The 14,160-nt window shown below is 53.7% G+C and carries 13 protein-coding genes; 11 read left to right on the top strand and 2 right to left on the bottom strand.

Features of this window, described 5'->3' with window-relative positions; translation table 11 throughout:
* Nucleotides 1–47 precede the first annotated feature (47 nt).
* The 4 genes from nqrC to nqrF all read left to right on the top strand — a co-directional run bounded on the left by nqrC (nt 48) and on the right by nqrF (nt 3,757).
* Nucleotides 48–776: an NADH:ubiquinone reductase (Na(+)-transporting) subunit C gene (gene nqrC, locus FUA23_RS10670; RefSeq protein ID WP_147930730.1), complete on the top strand. Its 729-nt coding sequence runs from the start codon at nt 48–50 to the stop codon at nt 774–776.
* A gap of 64 nt (nt 777–840) precedes the next feature.
* The gene (locus FUA23_RS10665) at nt 841–1,569 is read left to right on the top strand and encodes an NADH:ubiquinone reductase (Na(+)-transporting) subunit D (RefSeq protein ID WP_147930729.1); all 729 of its coding nucleotides are present in this window, start codon (nt 841–843) and stop codon (nt 1,567–1,569) included.
* Between the two features lie 103 nt (nt 1,570–1,672).
* Nucleotides 1,673–2,281: an NADH:ubiquinone reductase (Na(+)-transporting) subunit E gene (gene nqrE / locus FUA23_RS10660; RefSeq protein WP_147930728.1), complete on the top strand. Its 609-nt coding sequence runs from the start codon at nt 1,673–1,675 to the stop codon at nt 2,279–2,281.
* A 171-nt stretch (nt 2,282–2,452) separates the two neighbouring features.
* Nucleotides 2,453–3,757 carry an NADH:ubiquinone reductase (Na(+)-transporting) subunit F gene (gene nqrF / locus FUA23_RS10655; protein WP_147930727.1) on the top strand — a complete coding sequence of 435 codons (1,305 nt, stop codon included), beginning with the start codon at nt 2,453–2,455 and terminating at the stop codon, nt 3,755–3,757.
* A 176-nt stretch (nt 3,758–3,933) separates the two neighbouring features.
* Here the strand turns inward: nqrF and hisA are convergent, their stop codons facing one another.
* A complete protein-coding gene (gene hisA, locus FUA23_RS10650; protein ID WP_147930726.1) occupies nt 3,934–4,650 on the bottom strand; it encodes a 1-(5-phosphoribosyl)-5-[(5-phosphoribosylamino)methylideneamino]imidazole-4-carboxamide isomerase in 717 nt (238 codons plus the stop codon).
* Between the two features lie 235 nt (nt 4,651–4,885).
* Here hisA and FUA23_RS10645 point away from each other — a divergent pair, with 235 nt between their 5' ends.
* The 4 genes from FUA23_RS10645 (at nt 4,886) to FUA23_RS10630 (ending at nt 7,956) form a co-directional block, all read left to right on the top strand.
* Nucleotides 4,886–5,386 carry a hypothetical protein gene (locus tag FUA23_RS10645; protein ID WP_147930725.1) on the top strand — a complete coding sequence of 167 codons (501 nt, stop codon included), beginning with the start codon at nt 4,886–4,888 and terminating at the stop codon, nt 5,384–5,386.
* Complete coding sequence (locus tag FUA23_RS10640; RefSeq protein ID WP_187270967.1) at nt 5,379–6,581, top strand: glutathionylspermidine synthase family protein; 1,203 nt, start codon at nt 5,379–5,381, stop codon at nt 6,579–6,581. Before FUA23_RS10645 ends, FUA23_RS10640 begins: the two co-directional genes overlap by 8 nt.
* A 78-nt stretch (nt 6,582–6,659) precedes the next feature.
* A complete protein-coding gene (locus tag FUA23_RS10635) occupies nt 6,660–7,220 on the top strand; it encodes a pentapeptide repeat-containing protein (RefSeq protein ID WP_147930723.1) in 561 nt (186 codons plus the stop codon).
* A gap of 22 nt (nt 7,221–7,242) precedes the next feature.
* Nucleotides 7,243–7,956: a hypothetical protein gene (locus FUA23_RS10630; protein ID WP_147930722.1), complete on the top strand. Its 714-nt coding sequence runs from the start codon at nt 7,243–7,245 to the stop codon at nt 7,954–7,956.
* Between the two features lie 527 nt (nt 7,957–8,483).
* Here the strand turns inward: FUA23_RS10630 and FUA23_RS10625 are convergent.
* The gene (locus FUA23_RS10625; protein WP_147930721.1) at nt 8,484–12,140 is read right to left on the bottom strand and encodes a T9SS type A sorting domain-containing protein; all 3,657 of its coding nucleotides are present in this window, start codon (nt 12,138–12,140) and stop codon (nt 8,484–8,486) included.
* Nucleotides 12,141–12,522: 382 nt separating this feature from the next.
* On the opposite strand from FUA23_RS10625, the gene FUA23_RS10620 reads away from it, so the two are divergent.
* The 3 genes from FUA23_RS10620 (at nt 12,523) to FUA23_RS10610 (ending at nt 14,112) form a co-directional block, all read left to right on the top strand.
* Nucleotides 12,523–12,900, top strand: a complete 378-nt coding sequence (locus tag FUA23_RS10620) for a hypothetical protein (protein ID WP_147930720.1) — start codon at nt 12,523–12,525, stop codon at nt 12,898–12,900.
* A 44-nt stretch (nt 12,901–12,944) separates the two neighbouring features.
* Nucleotides 12,945–13,484 (top strand): Crp/Fnr family transcriptional regulator, encoded by a 540-nt coding sequence (locus tag FUA23_RS10615; RefSeq protein ID WP_147930719.1) that lies wholly within the window; start codon nt 12,945–12,947, stop codon nt 13,482–13,484.
* Nucleotides 13,485–13,551: 67 nt separating this feature from the next.
* Nucleotides 13,552–14,112, top strand: a complete 561-nt coding sequence (locus FUA23_RS10610; protein WP_147930718.1) for a DinB family protein — start codon at nt 13,552–13,554, stop codon at nt 14,110–14,112.
* The last annotated feature ends 48 nt before the right edge of the window (nt 14,113–14,160 follow it).

Here is a 14,160-nt window from a genome sequence, read left to right as displayed (position 1 = left end):
TTCGCACCTGCGGCCGCGCCCGGTCAAAGAAATTTTAAAGAATAACCATGAGTACTAAATACATCTACACGTTCGCTCTGATTATGACGGTGCTGGTAGCACTGTTGCTCGCCGGATCCAAAGTGATGCTCGGACCGGTTGCGGAAAAGAACGAAGACATCTTCAACAAGCGCCAGATTCTGGAGGCCATTTCCGGCCCGCTCGAAAAAGCAGGGAAATCTGTCGCCGACCTCACCGATCAGGAAGTACTCGACATCTTCGAGCAGCAGGTGCAGCAGGCGGTGGTAATGGCCGACGGCGAAACCGTTGAAGGCAAAAACGCCATCGAAGTCGATATGGCTCAGGAACGTAAAAAGGACGAAAGCGAGCGCTTTTACCCAGTGTACGAAGTTGCACTGGATGGTTCCAAATACTACATCTTCAGCGTCCGCGGAAGCGGTCTTTGGGATGCCATCTGGGGTAACGTTGCCCTCCAGGACGACATGAATACCGTTGCCGGTGTTTCCTTCGACCACGCTGGTGAGACCCCGGGGCTTGGCGCTGAAATCAAGGACAACACTAAATGGAAAAGCCAGTTCGCCGGCAAGAAGATCTACGACAACGGCAAGTACGTTTCCGTAAATGTCCGTAAAGGCGGCGCTATCGACATGGAGCACGAAGTAGACGGACTCAGCGGCGCTACGGTTACTGCCGACGGCGTTTCTGATATGCTGTACAAAGGCCTGAAAGCCTACGAACCCTACATGAAGGAAGTTGGTAACGGCTCCTCCAAGTAGTAACTCTCAATAAAAAGCTAATCCGGAAAACTTCAGTTCTCCGACCTGATAAATATCCATCAACATGGCTACAACTGTCGAAACAAAAGTCCCAAAGAACGAACCATTGTTCGGGAAGAAGGAGCGAGTCCTTCTCACTGATCCACTGTTGGACAACAACCCGATTACCATTCAGGTACTGGGCGTTTGTTCTGCGCTTGCGGTTACCTCCCTTGTCTACCCATCTCTTGTGATGGCCGTAGCGGTGGTTTTCGTTTGTGCATTTTCCAGTTTGGTTACTTCGTTGCTCCGCAACGCAATCCCCAAGGCTGTTCGCCTTATCGTTCAGCTGGTAATCATCGCCACACTCGTAACGCTGGTAAACGAAGCTCTGAAGGCAATCAACTATCCGGTTTACAAGCAGCTTTCTGTTTACATCGGCCTCATCATCACGAACTGTATCGTAATGGGACGTCTGGAAGCATTCGCGATGGCCAACAAGCCCTGGCGTTCTTTCCTCGACGGTGTTGGTAACGGCCTCGGTTACGGTCTGATCCTCGTAGTGGTTGGTGCCATCCGTGAAATCTTCGGTAAGGGTACGCTTTTTGCTGGCTCTCCTATCGTTATGCGTTTCATCGGCCCGGGTGAGGAATATATCATTGATACGGCGACAGCTAACCAATGGGGCAGCAGCTACTTCGGTTGGTACGCCAACAACAACCTCATGGTAATGTCCGTCGCGGCTATGTTCGTGATTGCCGTTCTGATCTGGTGGCAGCGCTCACGTAACCCCAAACTCGTAGACATTAGTTAGAATTTTGGTTCTTTGGTCTTTTGGTACGTCAGAGAAAACCTGCGTACCCTGAAGCCAAGCTATCAAAACACCAAATTACCAATAGACTAAATACAATTTCCCCATGGGCGATTTCGTAAATATTTTCATCAAGTCAGCGTTCATCGAAAACATGATTCTGGCTTACTTCCTGGGCATGTGTTCATTCCTGGCGGTTTCCAAGTCATTATCTACTGCTTTTGGCCTCGGTCTTGCGGTAATCTTTGTACTGGGTATCACGATGCCGATCAACTGGCTCATCAACGAGTTCCTGCTGGTAAACTTCGAGCTAGAGTTTCTGCGGTTCATCGTTTTCATTGCCGTAATTGCCTCTACCGTACAGCTGGTGGAAATGGTGGTGGAGAAGTACAGTCCCGGGCTTTATGCGGCGCTGGGTATCTTCCTTCCGCTGATTACGGTAAACTGTGCCATCCTTGGTGGTAGCCTCTTCATGGTTAGCCGTGAGTACAACCTGACTGAGTCCATCGCCTTCGGCCTTGGCGGCGGTTTCGGTTGGTTCCTGGCCATCATTGCGATTGCTGCAATCCGGGAGCGTATCCGCTACTCTAACGTGCCTCCGGCACTCAGAGGTCTGGGTATGGCGTTCCTTCTCACCGGTCTTATGGGCCTTGCTTTCCTTTCTCTGTCTGGTATCGACCCCGCAGTATTTGGCGGCTGGAACCCGGCTAAGTAGCACGAGGAAAAGGAGCGGCAAACTGAAGAAAAACCTTCAGCTGTAATTGCTCCTGTTCTTAATTTGACACAATTTGCTGAACCGAAAGATGGGTTTATCTCTTTCGTCAGTACAACAAAATAAAACGGCGATTCCCTTTTGGCGTCGCCCGACCTATAAAAACCGAATAGAATGATTACTATTGGTTACGCGGTTCTGATTTTCACCGCAGTGGTGTTGGCCCTGATCACGATGCTGATCGTGGCCCGCAAAAAACTTGTTCCTCAGGGTGAGGTCAAAATCGTCGTTAACGGTGATACCGAAAACCCGTTGATGGTCCAACCGGGTAGTTCGCTGCTCAATGTACTGTCTGATCAGAACATCTTTTTGCCTTCAGCCTGTGGTGGTGGTGGTACCTGCGCTATGTGTGAGTGCCATATTCCTTCTGGCGGCGGTGACATTCTGCCAACGGAACTCAACCACCTTACCCGCCGCGAAGCGGCGGAGCACAAACGCCTGGCTTGTCAGGTGAAGGTGCGCCAGGACATGGAGGTACAAATTCCTGCCGAAATCTTCGGTATCAAGAAATTCGAATGTACCGTTAAGTCCAACTACAACGTTGCCTCTTTCATTAAGGAGTTCGTAGTACAGTTGCCTAAGGGTGAAACAATGGACTTCGAATCCGGCGGCTACATCCAGATCGATGTACCGGTAGTTACCGTTGATTACAAGAATATCGACATTTCCGCTCACCCAGAGCACCACGGCGACGACCCGAATAAGTTCCAGAGCGAATGGGACAACTTCAAGCTGTGGGACCTTAAGATGGTCAACGACGAAGAGCAGTTCCGTGCTTACTCTATGGCCAACCACCCGGCCGAGGGCGATATCATCATGCTTAACATTCGTATCGCTACGCCGCCGTTTGATCGTAAGAAGAACGGTTGGATGGACGTGAACCCCGGTGTTTGTTCCAGCTATGTCTTCGATCAGAAGCCAGGCGATAAGGTAACGATCTCCGGTCCTTATGGTGAGTTCTTCATCAAGCCTACCCAAAAAGAAATGGTATACATTGGTGGTGGTGCCGGTATGGCCCCACTCCGTAGCCACCTCTTCCACTTGTTTCACACCCTCAAGACTACCGACCGTAAGGTTTCTTACTGGTACGGCGGACGGACCAAGCGCGAGCTTTTCTACATTGAGCAGTTCCGTGAAATCGAGAAGGAATTCCCGAACTTCAAGTTCTACGTCGCCCTGGATAACCCCCAGGAAGAAGACAACTGGAAAGTGAAGGAAGACATCGATGCTCCGGGCGACGGCTTCAAAGGCTACATCATGAACGTAGCGATGGAGGAATACCTCAGTAAGCACCCCGAACCGGAAGAAATCGAGTACTACTTCTGTGGCCCTCCGATGATGAACCAGTCGGTCATCAAAGGTCTTGCCGAACTCGGTGTTCCGGAAGAGAACATCGCTTTTGATGACTTTGGCGGGTAATTGATCCTCAGAGTTTTCAGGCTGATGCCTGAAGACCCGCAGGCTGAAGCCTGCCGAACAGAAAGCCCCGGTTGCAGTTATGCAGCCGGGGCTTTTTTATTGTAGCGGGCCTCGTCTCGGAGCACCACAGAAGCTAATGAATAGGGCGCTGAATAACGTCCTTAAACCTATCAAGGTTACTGAAATTTCACCAAATCCTCCAGTGAAATTCGCCCCTCATAAATGGCTTTGCCGACGATGACGCCGAAGCAGTCGAGTTTGGCGAGTGCTTCGAGGTCGGAGACGTCGGCAACACCGCCGCTGGCGATGAGGTGGACATCAGGCTGCTCTTTACGGATGCGGGCGTAAAGCTCGCGGGCGGTGCCCTGCAGCAATCCGTCTTTACTCACATCGGTGCAGATGGTGTAGCGAACGCCCTTCCCGACGTAGTCCTGCAGGAACTCGAAGAGTTCCCGGTCGCTGGATTCTTCCCAGCCCGAAACGGCGATCTTGTCTCCGTGAACATCGGTGCCGAGGATGATCTTTTCCGCACCGAAGCGTTCGATCCAACCGAGAAAAACCTCCGGGTTTTTAACGGCGATGGTGCCACCGGTAACCTGGGCTGCACCGGATTCGAAGGCAATGCGAAGGTCTTCGTCGGATTTCATGCCGCCGCCCCAGTCTACGTGGAGGCTGGTACCACCGGCGATTTTTTCCAGAATTTTGTGGTTCACGATACCGCCGCCGCGGGCGCCGTCGAGGTCGACAACGTGAAGTCGCTTGAGGCCGGCGGCCTCAAACTCACGGGCAACGGCCAGCGGGTCTTCGTTGTAGATGGTTTTACGGTCGTAATCGCCTTGGGTTAGACGGACGCATTTGCCGTCGATGAGGTCTATTGCGGGGATGATGTGCACGCGGTTGGAATTTTAGTTCGTTGGTTCGTTGGTGTTCTGACGGCGAAGATACTGCTCACAGCAGACGCGATCAGCGATGGGGCCCTAAAGTATTTTTCCAGGTCAGCGGCTGAAGCCGCGACTACTTTAAACACGACATTGCGCTTTACAACTCCCACGGCACCTGCGCCCGCGCCCGGAAAGCGCCTGAATAGTCCGCAGAAAGCCCTTATCTTACAGCATCAAATTTAGTTACATGTTAAGTAAGCACCTTATCCTTCCCGCTCTGCTTTCAGTTGGCCTGGGCCTCACGCTTTTCTCGTGTGGTAGTGATACCGAAACCATCGAAGTCCCCACCGAAGGCCTCATTACCACTGTGAAAGAAGTGAGCGCCGGTGATTTTAAAATAGAGTCAGAAGTTCCGGTCGATGCAGTGGCCGACAGCCGCATCATCGTTGAAGACCTCGCGGGCGACCGCGACACTTTTACCCTCGATCAGGCCAAACTCATGTCGCAGGTCGCCGACCCGGACAGCAACGAAGGCCGCTCGATGCGCAGCGCCGGTATGGGCTACTGGGGTTTCCTGATGCTGGGCCGGATGGGCGGAACGCCAAGCGCTGGCGCCTATGTGAACAGCAACGCCCACCAGAGCGCAACCAACAATGCCGGTTCGCGGATGTCGAGCTCAGCAAAATCAACTACCCGCTCTAAGTCAGGGTTTGGCGGCGGAAAATCAACCCGTTCTTTCGGTGGATAGTCGCCTAACCGATGCCCCCCGCCTTAAAGACCGCTGGTTTAAAAAGCAAGGCCTGGATTACTACGCACAGGGCGAGAACGAAGATTATCTCGCGGACGAAATTCTCAGCCTCCGACCGGCAGAGGCAACCGCCGCCCTGCGCGCCGGAGACGAAGCCTGGGATATTCTGCGGACTGCCGCAAGGAAGAGTGCTTTCATGGACGATCGCCTTGCGGGGCTGGGCATTCCTGAGTTTGCGCGGCCGCTGGTGCAATGGTCGGTTGAAAACGAGTGGGATAACTTCCTTGTGGGGCGCTTTGACTTCGCGGGAGGGCTCGATGATTTGCCCCTGAAGCTGATCGAGTTCAACGCCGATACCGCCAGCCTCCTGCCCGAAACAACGATCATCCAGCCCGAAGTAATTCGTAAAGCCGGCCTGCGGCCGGCACCGAACGACCTGCTGAAAGCACTGGAAACCAACGCCCGCCGCCTCGGGGGCGGCCGGTCAGATACCGCCATCGCCGCTACCCACCTGGGTAGCGAAGACGACAGCCACAACGTCGATGTACTTGCCAAAGTCTCTACCGCCGCTAAGTGGGGCCGGACGGATAACGTGATGCTGCCAACGCTGGAAATCAACCCCGATGAGGGCGTCTTCTACGAAGCAGGAACCGGAAAATGGATCCACTACGGCACCATGATCAAGTTCTTCCCCTGGGACTTCGCCGCCCTCGAAGAACCGGAACTATGGGAGTACCTCGCCGAACTCGTGATGGCCAAAAAGCTGCGCGTTTTTAATCCCGCCTGGACGATGCTGTTGCAGTCGAAAGCTCTGCTCGCCTACGCATGGGAGGATAACCCGGGGCATCCTTTATTGCTGCCAACGGCTTTTGATCCGGCAAACCTGCCGCGCCCGCTCGACGGTTACGTCAGAAAGCCCGTCTTTGGCCGTATGGGGGAGAACCTCGAAATTGTGATGAATGGCCGCAACGTCGTCGCTCAAACCGACGGAGATTACGGCAACGGCCCCGTGATTTATCAGGAATACGCCGAATACGCTACGGATCGGGATAAGCACCGCTACCAGCTTAGCACCTATCAGGCTCCTGCGGCTTGCGGACTCTGCTGCCGCCGTCAGGATGATATGATCATTGATGACGACGGAGAGTTTGTGTCGCTCGCGCTGATGAAAGAAAAGGTCTCGCTTCGGTTTTAGAACTACTGGCCTCGCGCCTCAAGAAGCGGCAATGCCTGATGATTGAATACGTCTACAGAACAATAATTTCAGGAAATTATGAGCAAGCTTCCCATTTTTGAAGATAAGGTTTTCGACAAAGCATCTGAGATTTTGCCAGGCGACTACGACAACTGCACTTTCGTCAATTGCCAGCTGGCGGGAGGAGACCTGAGGGAACGCCTCTTTACGGATTGCACCTTCAGGGATTGCGACCTGACCAACGCCAGACTTCATGAATCAGCGATGAAAACAGTCAGCTTCGAGGGCTGTAAACTGTTAGGAGTCCACTTCGACGATTGTCGGGATTTTCTCTTCAAAGTGAATTTCTCACGCTGTAACCTGGAGTTTGTGACCTTCCGCGAATGGAAACTCAAGGGGACGGAATTCAAAGATTGCGTACTGCGGGAAACGGATTTTACCGGAGCCGACCTTCAGGAGGCCTCCTTTGATGACTGCGATCTGGAACGGGCCATCTTCGAACGTACTGATCTGCGAAAGGCCGATTTCCGTTCGGCCCGGAACTACCGCTTCTCTCCGGAGGAAAACAGGATCAAAGGGACACGGTTCTCGGTGGAAGGCCTGCCTGGGCTGCTGGCTGAATACGGAATAATCGTCTGAATTTTTATTGAAAGCACCTTTTATGAAACACCTGATCCTTACTCTTTTTCTTGTTGGTCTCTTTAACCCCTTTCTTTCCGGACAGGAAATGCACCGAAAATGGGGAGCTTCGGTAATTGGTGGTGTAAGCGTTCAAACCGTCAGCTATAAAGGAGAGAATAAGCACAGCGGTACGGTCGTAAAGCCGGGAGCTGGAATAGGTCTGAACCTCAGGCTACGCCTCTCTCCCAAATCCTCTTTACAACTGAGTGGCAGTCTAGCCCTGGATCGTTACACCATTCAGGGGCACGTGAAAAGAAGCGTTGATTACTACTGGGTACAAAGAAGAGACACTACTTATTCTGCGAAGTATTTCGGAAACCTTGAACAGGAGCGAATTTACTGGCAGGGAGTTTTAGCCTACCGGTATACCATCGATCACCGCTGGGGTCTTTCACTGGGGATTCGTACCGAGGGGCTTTTAAGAGAGTCTGGATCATTTACAACTTACAGGGGTGAAAGTTACCGCTGGGTAGACGGTGAATCCACCCTGGTGGAAGCAGTAGAATGGGAACCGAGGTCCGACTGGTATTACGTTGGAGAGGATAGAGAAGGAGGCCTCCAGGCCAATGTTTACTGCCAATTGAACCGTCGGCTTCAGCTGATAGCCTCGTTGGATGCCCCCATCCCTTTCATCATCTCTTACGGATACAATTATTCACGCTATAAACTGATGGCAGGCTATCGGCTTTTTTAGACAGGTTGCATTCGGATGTACCTATTTGCCTTGTTTGCAGGTAGCAAAGTACTGAAGGTCGTAACCTCGATGTTTAAGGGTTCAGAAAGGGTACGCCTTGTTTTCAGCACATCCACACGATCAGACAGAAGACCACTCCGGCAATAAAACCGTAAAGTGACCTCCTGCGGTCGGCAGCTTGTTCTTGTATAAGTTTATTACGGTACTTTTCCCTGATGTGAGCCGGAGTCTGGATTTTCTTGCCATCGTGCCGGAAAGTATTTGTCGGTCCTTTCCGCTCAAAAAGGTTGTTCCTCCCTCTGCGAAGTGCCCGGTTTCCGGATATGCTCTTTTGTGCACCATTAGCTCCCATGATAAATATTCAGTTGTTGCTGCCAAGCTAACAGCCCAGCCCGGAACGGTGATTTTTTATCGACAAACCCAAGTAAAAACCCCACCGGGCCCAGGCCCGATGGGGTAACCGAATGTAAGCCATCCGGAAACTATGTGCGTCTTTCTGGTGCAGCAGCATTTATGCTGCGCAGCCATTACTGTTTGATCCAGCGGATGCTCTCTTCCCCGGTACGCAACAGATAAACTCCTGTGGCCAATTCCGCTACGTTCAATGAGCCGAATTCAGACAAGGTGGTGCGGAGAACCGTACGCCCCTGCATATCGACCACGGAGACGGAGCCTCCGGTAAAGCCTCTGAGCGAAAGTATGTCCGTAGCCGGGTTGGGGTACGCGACGAGTTTAACGGGGCCGGTAATGGTAACCTCCCGAACATCGCTCAGGGTTTCGGTACCGTCCAGGTCTACCTGGCGAAGGCGGTAGTAGTTGATGCCAGAAACCGGGGAGGGGTGGAGGTATTCGTAACGTCGCTCTTCATAACTTTCCCCTGCACCTGCGACCGCGCCCACATAACGGAAAGTGCGCCCATCGGAACTGTGCTCAACGTCGAAGCGGCTACTGCCTGATTCCGTAGCAGTAGACCAGTTGAGAACTGCGCGTTGCTTATCGTCAGCATGGGCTTCGAAGCTGGTCATCTCTACCGGAAGGATGGCTTCAGTTGCGAAAAGGTAGAAGGTGGAAAACTGACCGGTAAAGAATTCGAGGTAGGCATCCTCTCCGGTGCAGCCGGTGCTGTGGAAAGAAGTGTTCATCCCTAAAGCGTTGGCGCCCGAATAGCCGGCTCCGCAGTCAGTGTCGCTGGTTTTAAAGACAGTAAATGTTGCCGGGCTGCTACCCGGAGACGCAGCCGTCAGGGCCGCAATTTCAGCTTCGGTATAGTAGAGGCGAACGTAAATAGGGTCGGTATTGGGCTGTACCACATTGTCTCCTGCATCAAGCATTTCCAGGTTGATGCGTTTGCTGAGGTATGCCTGTCCTCTTACTAATTCGGTCATTTCTGCAGATTTATAAACGGTTGCTCTCACCGCAGCGATATTGGTGTTGCTGCCGATGATCACCTGCGCGATTACCTGACCGTCCTGCGACAAGATGTCCTGCCAGGCTTGCCCTCCCGTTACCGGAGAAGTCGAAGACTCACAGTCATTGTTGATCCCCTCGTAGATGATTCCCTCCACGTTGATGGTTACATCGGAGGTGCAGCTTGCCAGGTTCCCGTTGCTGTCGCCGACGGTTAGCGTCACTACATTAATGCCTTCGTCAGCACAAGTGAAGCTGCTGATGTCGATGCTGCCCCCGGCAATGGGACCACAACCATCGAAGCTGCCGTCGTTCAGGTCACTTGGGTTGATGTTCAATGTCGTTCCCTCTAATACGGTGAAACTACGGTCGCGGCAAAGTGCGGTAGGGGGGGCGATGTCTGACAGGTTGCAATCTACTTGTACTTTAAATGTAACCGTTCTGACCAGTGTGTTTCCTCCCTTATCCGTGATGGTCAGGGTCTGGCTCCAATCATAAATGCCCGGCTCCGCCGGAGCGGGCCAATGGCGTGAAGAGATGAGGGTCTGACCGGGCTGCTGATCGAACCCGGTGTTGGCGACCTGGAAATTATCCTGATCAACTATATTGATGAGATCGTATTCGCCGAGTCCGGTGTTTGTCCAGGCATAGCGGGTGGTCAGGGTGTCTCCTGCCCCTACGGTCACCATCTGGCCGTTTAGCGGGCCATACGGGACCGGGCAATTAGGAGCAACGGGTTCATCCGGGCATACATCGTTTTGGTTCGCAACGCCAAACTCCACCTCGACCATGGGTGCTTCAACGATCACGATGAAGGTTACGGCTTCGGTTACTACGTTTCCTCCCATGTCGGTTGCGGTTAGGGTTTGGCTGTAGTTGTAAGTGCCGGGGGCGGCGGGTGCCTCCCAGTGGCGGGAGGAAATGAGGGTTTGGCCAGGTTCCTGATTAAAGCCGGTACTTGCGACTTCGAAGCCATCCTGATCGACAAGGTTCTCCATATCGAAAGTACCGAGCCCGGAATTGGTCCATGCGAAGCGGGTGGTGAAGGTGTCGAGGGCCCCGACGGTTACGGTCTGTCCGTTCAGCGCTCCGTAGGATACGGGGCAGACGGGGGCGAGGGGCTCGTTGTCGCATACATCGGCCTGGCGGGCGACGCCGAATTCTACTTCTACCATGGGTGCTTCAACGATCACGATGAAGGTTACGGTTTCGGTTACTACGTTGCCCCCCATGTCGGTTGCGGTGAGGGTTTGGCTGTAGTTGTAAATGCCGGGGGCGGCGGGTGCCTCCCAGTGGCGGGAGGAAATGAGGGTCTGCCCAGGTTCCTGATTAAAGCCGGTACTTGCGACTTCGAAGCCGTCCTGATCGACAAGGTTCTCCATGTCGAAAGTACCGAGCCCGGAATTGGTCCATGCGAAGCGGGTGGTGAAGGTATCTAGGGCACCGACGGTTACGGTCTGTCCGGTCAGCGCGCCGTAGGGGACAGGACAGTTGGGGGCAGTTGGCTCGTTGTCGCAAACATCGGCCTGGCGGGCGACGCCGAATTCTACTTCTACCATGGGTGCTTCAACGATCACGATGAAGGTTACGGTTTCGGTTACTACGTTTCCTCCCATGTCGGTTGCAGTGAGGGTTTGGCTGTAGTTGTAGGTGCCGGGGGCGGCGGGTGCCTCCCAGTGACGGGAGGAAATGAGGGTTTGGCCAGGTTCCTGATCGAAACCGGTACTTGCGACTTCGAAGCCGTCCTGATCGACAAGGTTCTCCATGTCGAAAGCACCGAGCCCGGAATTGGTCCATGCGAAGCGGGTGGTGAAGGTGTCGAGGGCACCGACGGTTACGGTTTGTCCGTTCAGCGCTCCGTAGGGGACAGGACAGTTGGGGGCAGTTGGCTCGTTGTCGCAAACATCGGCCTGGCGGGCGACGCCGAATTCAACTTCTACCATGGGTGCTTCAACGATCACGATGAAGGTTACGGTTTCGGTTACTACGTTTCCTCCCATGTCGGTTACGGTGAGGGTTTGGCTGTAGTTGTAAGTGCCGGGGGCGGCGGGTGCCTCCCAGTGGCGGGAGGAGATGAGCGTTTGGCCAGGTTCCTGATCGAAACCGGTATTGGCGATCTGAAAATCATCCTGATCGACAAGGTTCTCCATGTCGAAAGTACTGAGCCCGGAATTGGTCCATGCGAAGCGGGTGGTGAAGGTATCGAGGGCACCGATGGTTACGGTTTGTCCGTTCAGCGCTCCGTAGGGGACAGGGCAGTTGGGGGCAGTTGGCTCGTTGTCGCATACATCGGCCTGGCGGGCAACACCGAATTCAACGGAGACTTCGGGAGCGACAACATCAAGGGTATAGTCATTGGTCACGCTCAGGCTGGCTCCGGCGGAATTTTCGACGTTAGCGGTTACCGTTGGCGTCACTGTGCGGGGGGTGGTCTCGGCGGGGTAGATACGGTTGGCGGTTACGGTCGTGCCGGGAGGGATGTTGACGACTGAAACGGGAACGATAGAGCCGCGGTCGCTGTCCGTAACGGATGCCTGGGTGATCGTTCCCGCCGTGTTGTTGGTGAGCCGGTAAGTAATGATGATGTCGCCGTCCTGCCCGGGCAGGTAGCTCAGCATATCGTTGCCGGCCGGCACGCTGATGCAATCCGTATTGGGGTCGTTGATGACCGGGTTGCACTGGTCGTCAGCCAGGGCAATGGATGCGGTAACGGTGACCTGGGCGCGGCCGCAGGTGCAAAGAAAGGTTACAAGAAGCAAGAGGAAAAAATAGCGCATAGTCCGTTGGTTTTTTCCTAGGGACGACGGGCAAGGAAGGATTCCATAAGTACCTGAAAACTTTCCCCGCCCTCCGCCGGGTCTAATGCATAGGCTAGTTAAGCCGTGTTGGACCCCCAGCCCAACCCGTGAGCTTCGCTGCTGCCTTCGGCGGTCCCACGGGGGATGGGCTTCTGAAAACGCTAAGCGTTTTGGGTTGCAAGCTGTTAGGTGGTGACTATGATCTCAAGCTAAAAGCTTAAAATCGAATTCTATGCGTTAGCCCTGCGCCCCCCGCCAGTTTCAGGTGATCAGGCATCTTGCAGTTATGCGCTCTTGCCCGACACTGTTTTTTCTCTTTATGCTCTCGACAGTGTCAGCCTGTGACTGCGCTCCGTTGCGCATGGATAAGCCGCTTCTGGAATACTTCAGTTTCACCGCGCGTGTCCTGATTACGGGAAGGTTTGAGCCGGCAGGCCCCTGGGAGGGTAAGGATGCCTGGGAGAATAAAACGGTAATAACTTACCAAATGCAGGATCACTTCGGAGGTGATCCCGTCGGGTGGTTTTACGAGGACTATCGTAACAGCTCCTGCGGACTTGGGATCGAGACCGGTGAGGAGTGGATCATTTTTGCCGTTGCGGACCGGATCGGCAACGATCATACTGGTATGTGCTTAGGCTCTTTCCTGCTGCGCAACGCTGAAGGCGAAATGACCCGGCATGCCAGCAAGCCTGACGGTCTTTACCGAAGATTGCTGGAGCTTTGCGGAAGCAGCTGACCGCCTGCGTATATTCGGCTTATAATCATGTTTAGCTCCTCTGAATGCCTTCCCCGATATCAACGCTCCATACTTACTTTGAGGAAAACGACCTCTGGCACAAAACCATTGAACTCAAACGCGGCGACCACCTCCACCTGGCCGGCGACCGGGACGATAACGTCTATTATGTCGATTCCGGGCTACTGCGCGCTTACGTACTGGTGAACGACGACGAGCAAATTATCCGCTTTGCCTATCAGGGCGATTTTTTGGTGGCGATGGACAGCTTTTTTACCGGCGGCCCCACAATGCTTTATGCAAGTGCACTGCGTAAAACAACCGTCCGTGTAATCAGGAAATCGAAGTACAATGCAGCCATCGTTAATGACCCGGAACTGAATAAAATCTGGCAGCAGATTCTCTCCTGGATGGTGGTGGGGCAACTGGAGCGCGAAATCGATCTGCTCACCAACGACCCGGCCGAACGTTTCCGGCGGGTAGCCGAACGCAGCCCGCGGTTGTTTCAGGAAGTACCCGCCAAATACATCGCCAACTATTTGCGGATGACGGCAGAAACCCTGTCCCGGTTGAAGGCGAGATAATTCTTGCGTCAAATCAAGTTTCAGGGACAAATGGTCACCGACCTTTGCGTCAACCCAAAAATAGCGCATGAAAGCCCGCAGCACAACAGAACTCCTCGCAGCATTAACGGAGCGTACCGAAAAAAACCTCCGCATCGCTCAGGGATTCCTTGCTTATCCTAACCAAAAATTGCACCTGCGGCCGCGCCCGGACGCATGGAATGCGCTCGAATGCCTGGGCCATCTGAATTTTTACAGCGCATACTACCTGCCCGAAATCAGGAAACAAATTGCGGCTTCAAAATACAAAGGTGCTCAACCGACCTTCACCTCCTCGTGGTTGGGGAACAAATTTGCAGCGGGGATGAAACCCGGCGAAAAGATGAGGAAAATCAGTACACCCAAAAGTGCCAACCCCGGTAATTTCCCGCACCCTGTGGGAGAGGACGAATTGCCCCGCTTCATTAGGTGCCAGGAGGAAACCCTTGAGTTACTGAAGCTGGCAGAAAAGGTAGACCTGACCCGCACTAAAACCGGAACCAGCCTTACGGAACTCATCCGGCTGCGGCTGGGCGATACTCTGCGGGTAGTAATTTACCACAACTGGCGACACATAGAACAAGCGCAGAGAGCACTGGCCGCCAAATAAAAAACGGGCTGCCGCACGTAGTGCAACAGCCCGTTCATTTTGTCCGGA

Source organism: Neolewinella aurantiaca, from assembly GCF_008014675.1.
Lineage (GTDB): Bacteria > Bacteroidota > Bacteroidia > Chitinophagales > Saprospiraceae > Neolewinella > Neolewinella aurantiaca.
This window is presented reverse-complemented; position numbering and strand designations above follow the sequence as displayed.

Bases quoted from the DNA above. Each gene is read 5' to 3' on its own strand.
- FUA23_RS10635 (WP_147930723.1), top strand. From the start codon at position 6,660: ATGAGCAAGCTTCCCATTTTTGAAGATAAGGTTTTCGACAAAGCATCT.
- FUA23_RS10665 (WP_147930729.1), top strand. From the start codon at position 841: ATGGCTACAACTGTCGAAACAAAAGTCCCAAAGAACGAACCATTGTTC.
- nqrC (WP_147930730.1), top strand. From the start codon at position 48: ATGAGTACTAAATACATCTACACGTTCGCTCTGATTATGACGGTGCTG.
- FUA23_RS10620 (WP_147930720.1), top strand. From the start codon at position 12,523: ATGGATAAGCCGCTTCTGGAATACTTCAGTTTCACCGCGCGTGTCCTG.
- FUA23_RS10625 (WP_147930721.1), bottom strand. From the start codon at position 12,140: ATGCGCTATTTTTTCCTCTTGCTTCTTGTAACCTTTCTTTGCACCTGC.
- nqrF (WP_147930727.1), top strand. From the start codon at position 2,453: ATGATTACTATTGGTTACGCGGTTCTGATTTTCACCGCAGTGGTGTTG.
- FUA23_RS10610 (WP_147930718.1), top strand. From the start codon at position 13,552: ATGAAAGCCCGCAGCACAACAGAACTCCTCGCAGCATTAACGGAGCGT.
- FUA23_RS10630 (WP_147930722.1), top strand. From the start codon at position 7,243: ATGAAACACCTGATCCTTACTCTTTTTCTTGTTGGTCTCTTTAACCCC.
- FUA23_RS10615 (WP_147930719.1), top strand. From the start codon at position 12,945: ATGCCTTCCCCGATATCAACGCTCCATACTTACTTTGAGGAAAACGAC.
- FUA23_RS10645 (WP_147930725.1), top strand. From the start codon at position 4,886: ATGTTAAGTAAGCACCTTATCCTTCCCGCTCTGCTTTCAGTTGGCCTG.
- nqrE (WP_147930728.1), top strand. From the start codon at position 1,673: ATGGGCGATTTCGTAAATATTTTCATCAAGTCAGCGTTCATCGAAAAC.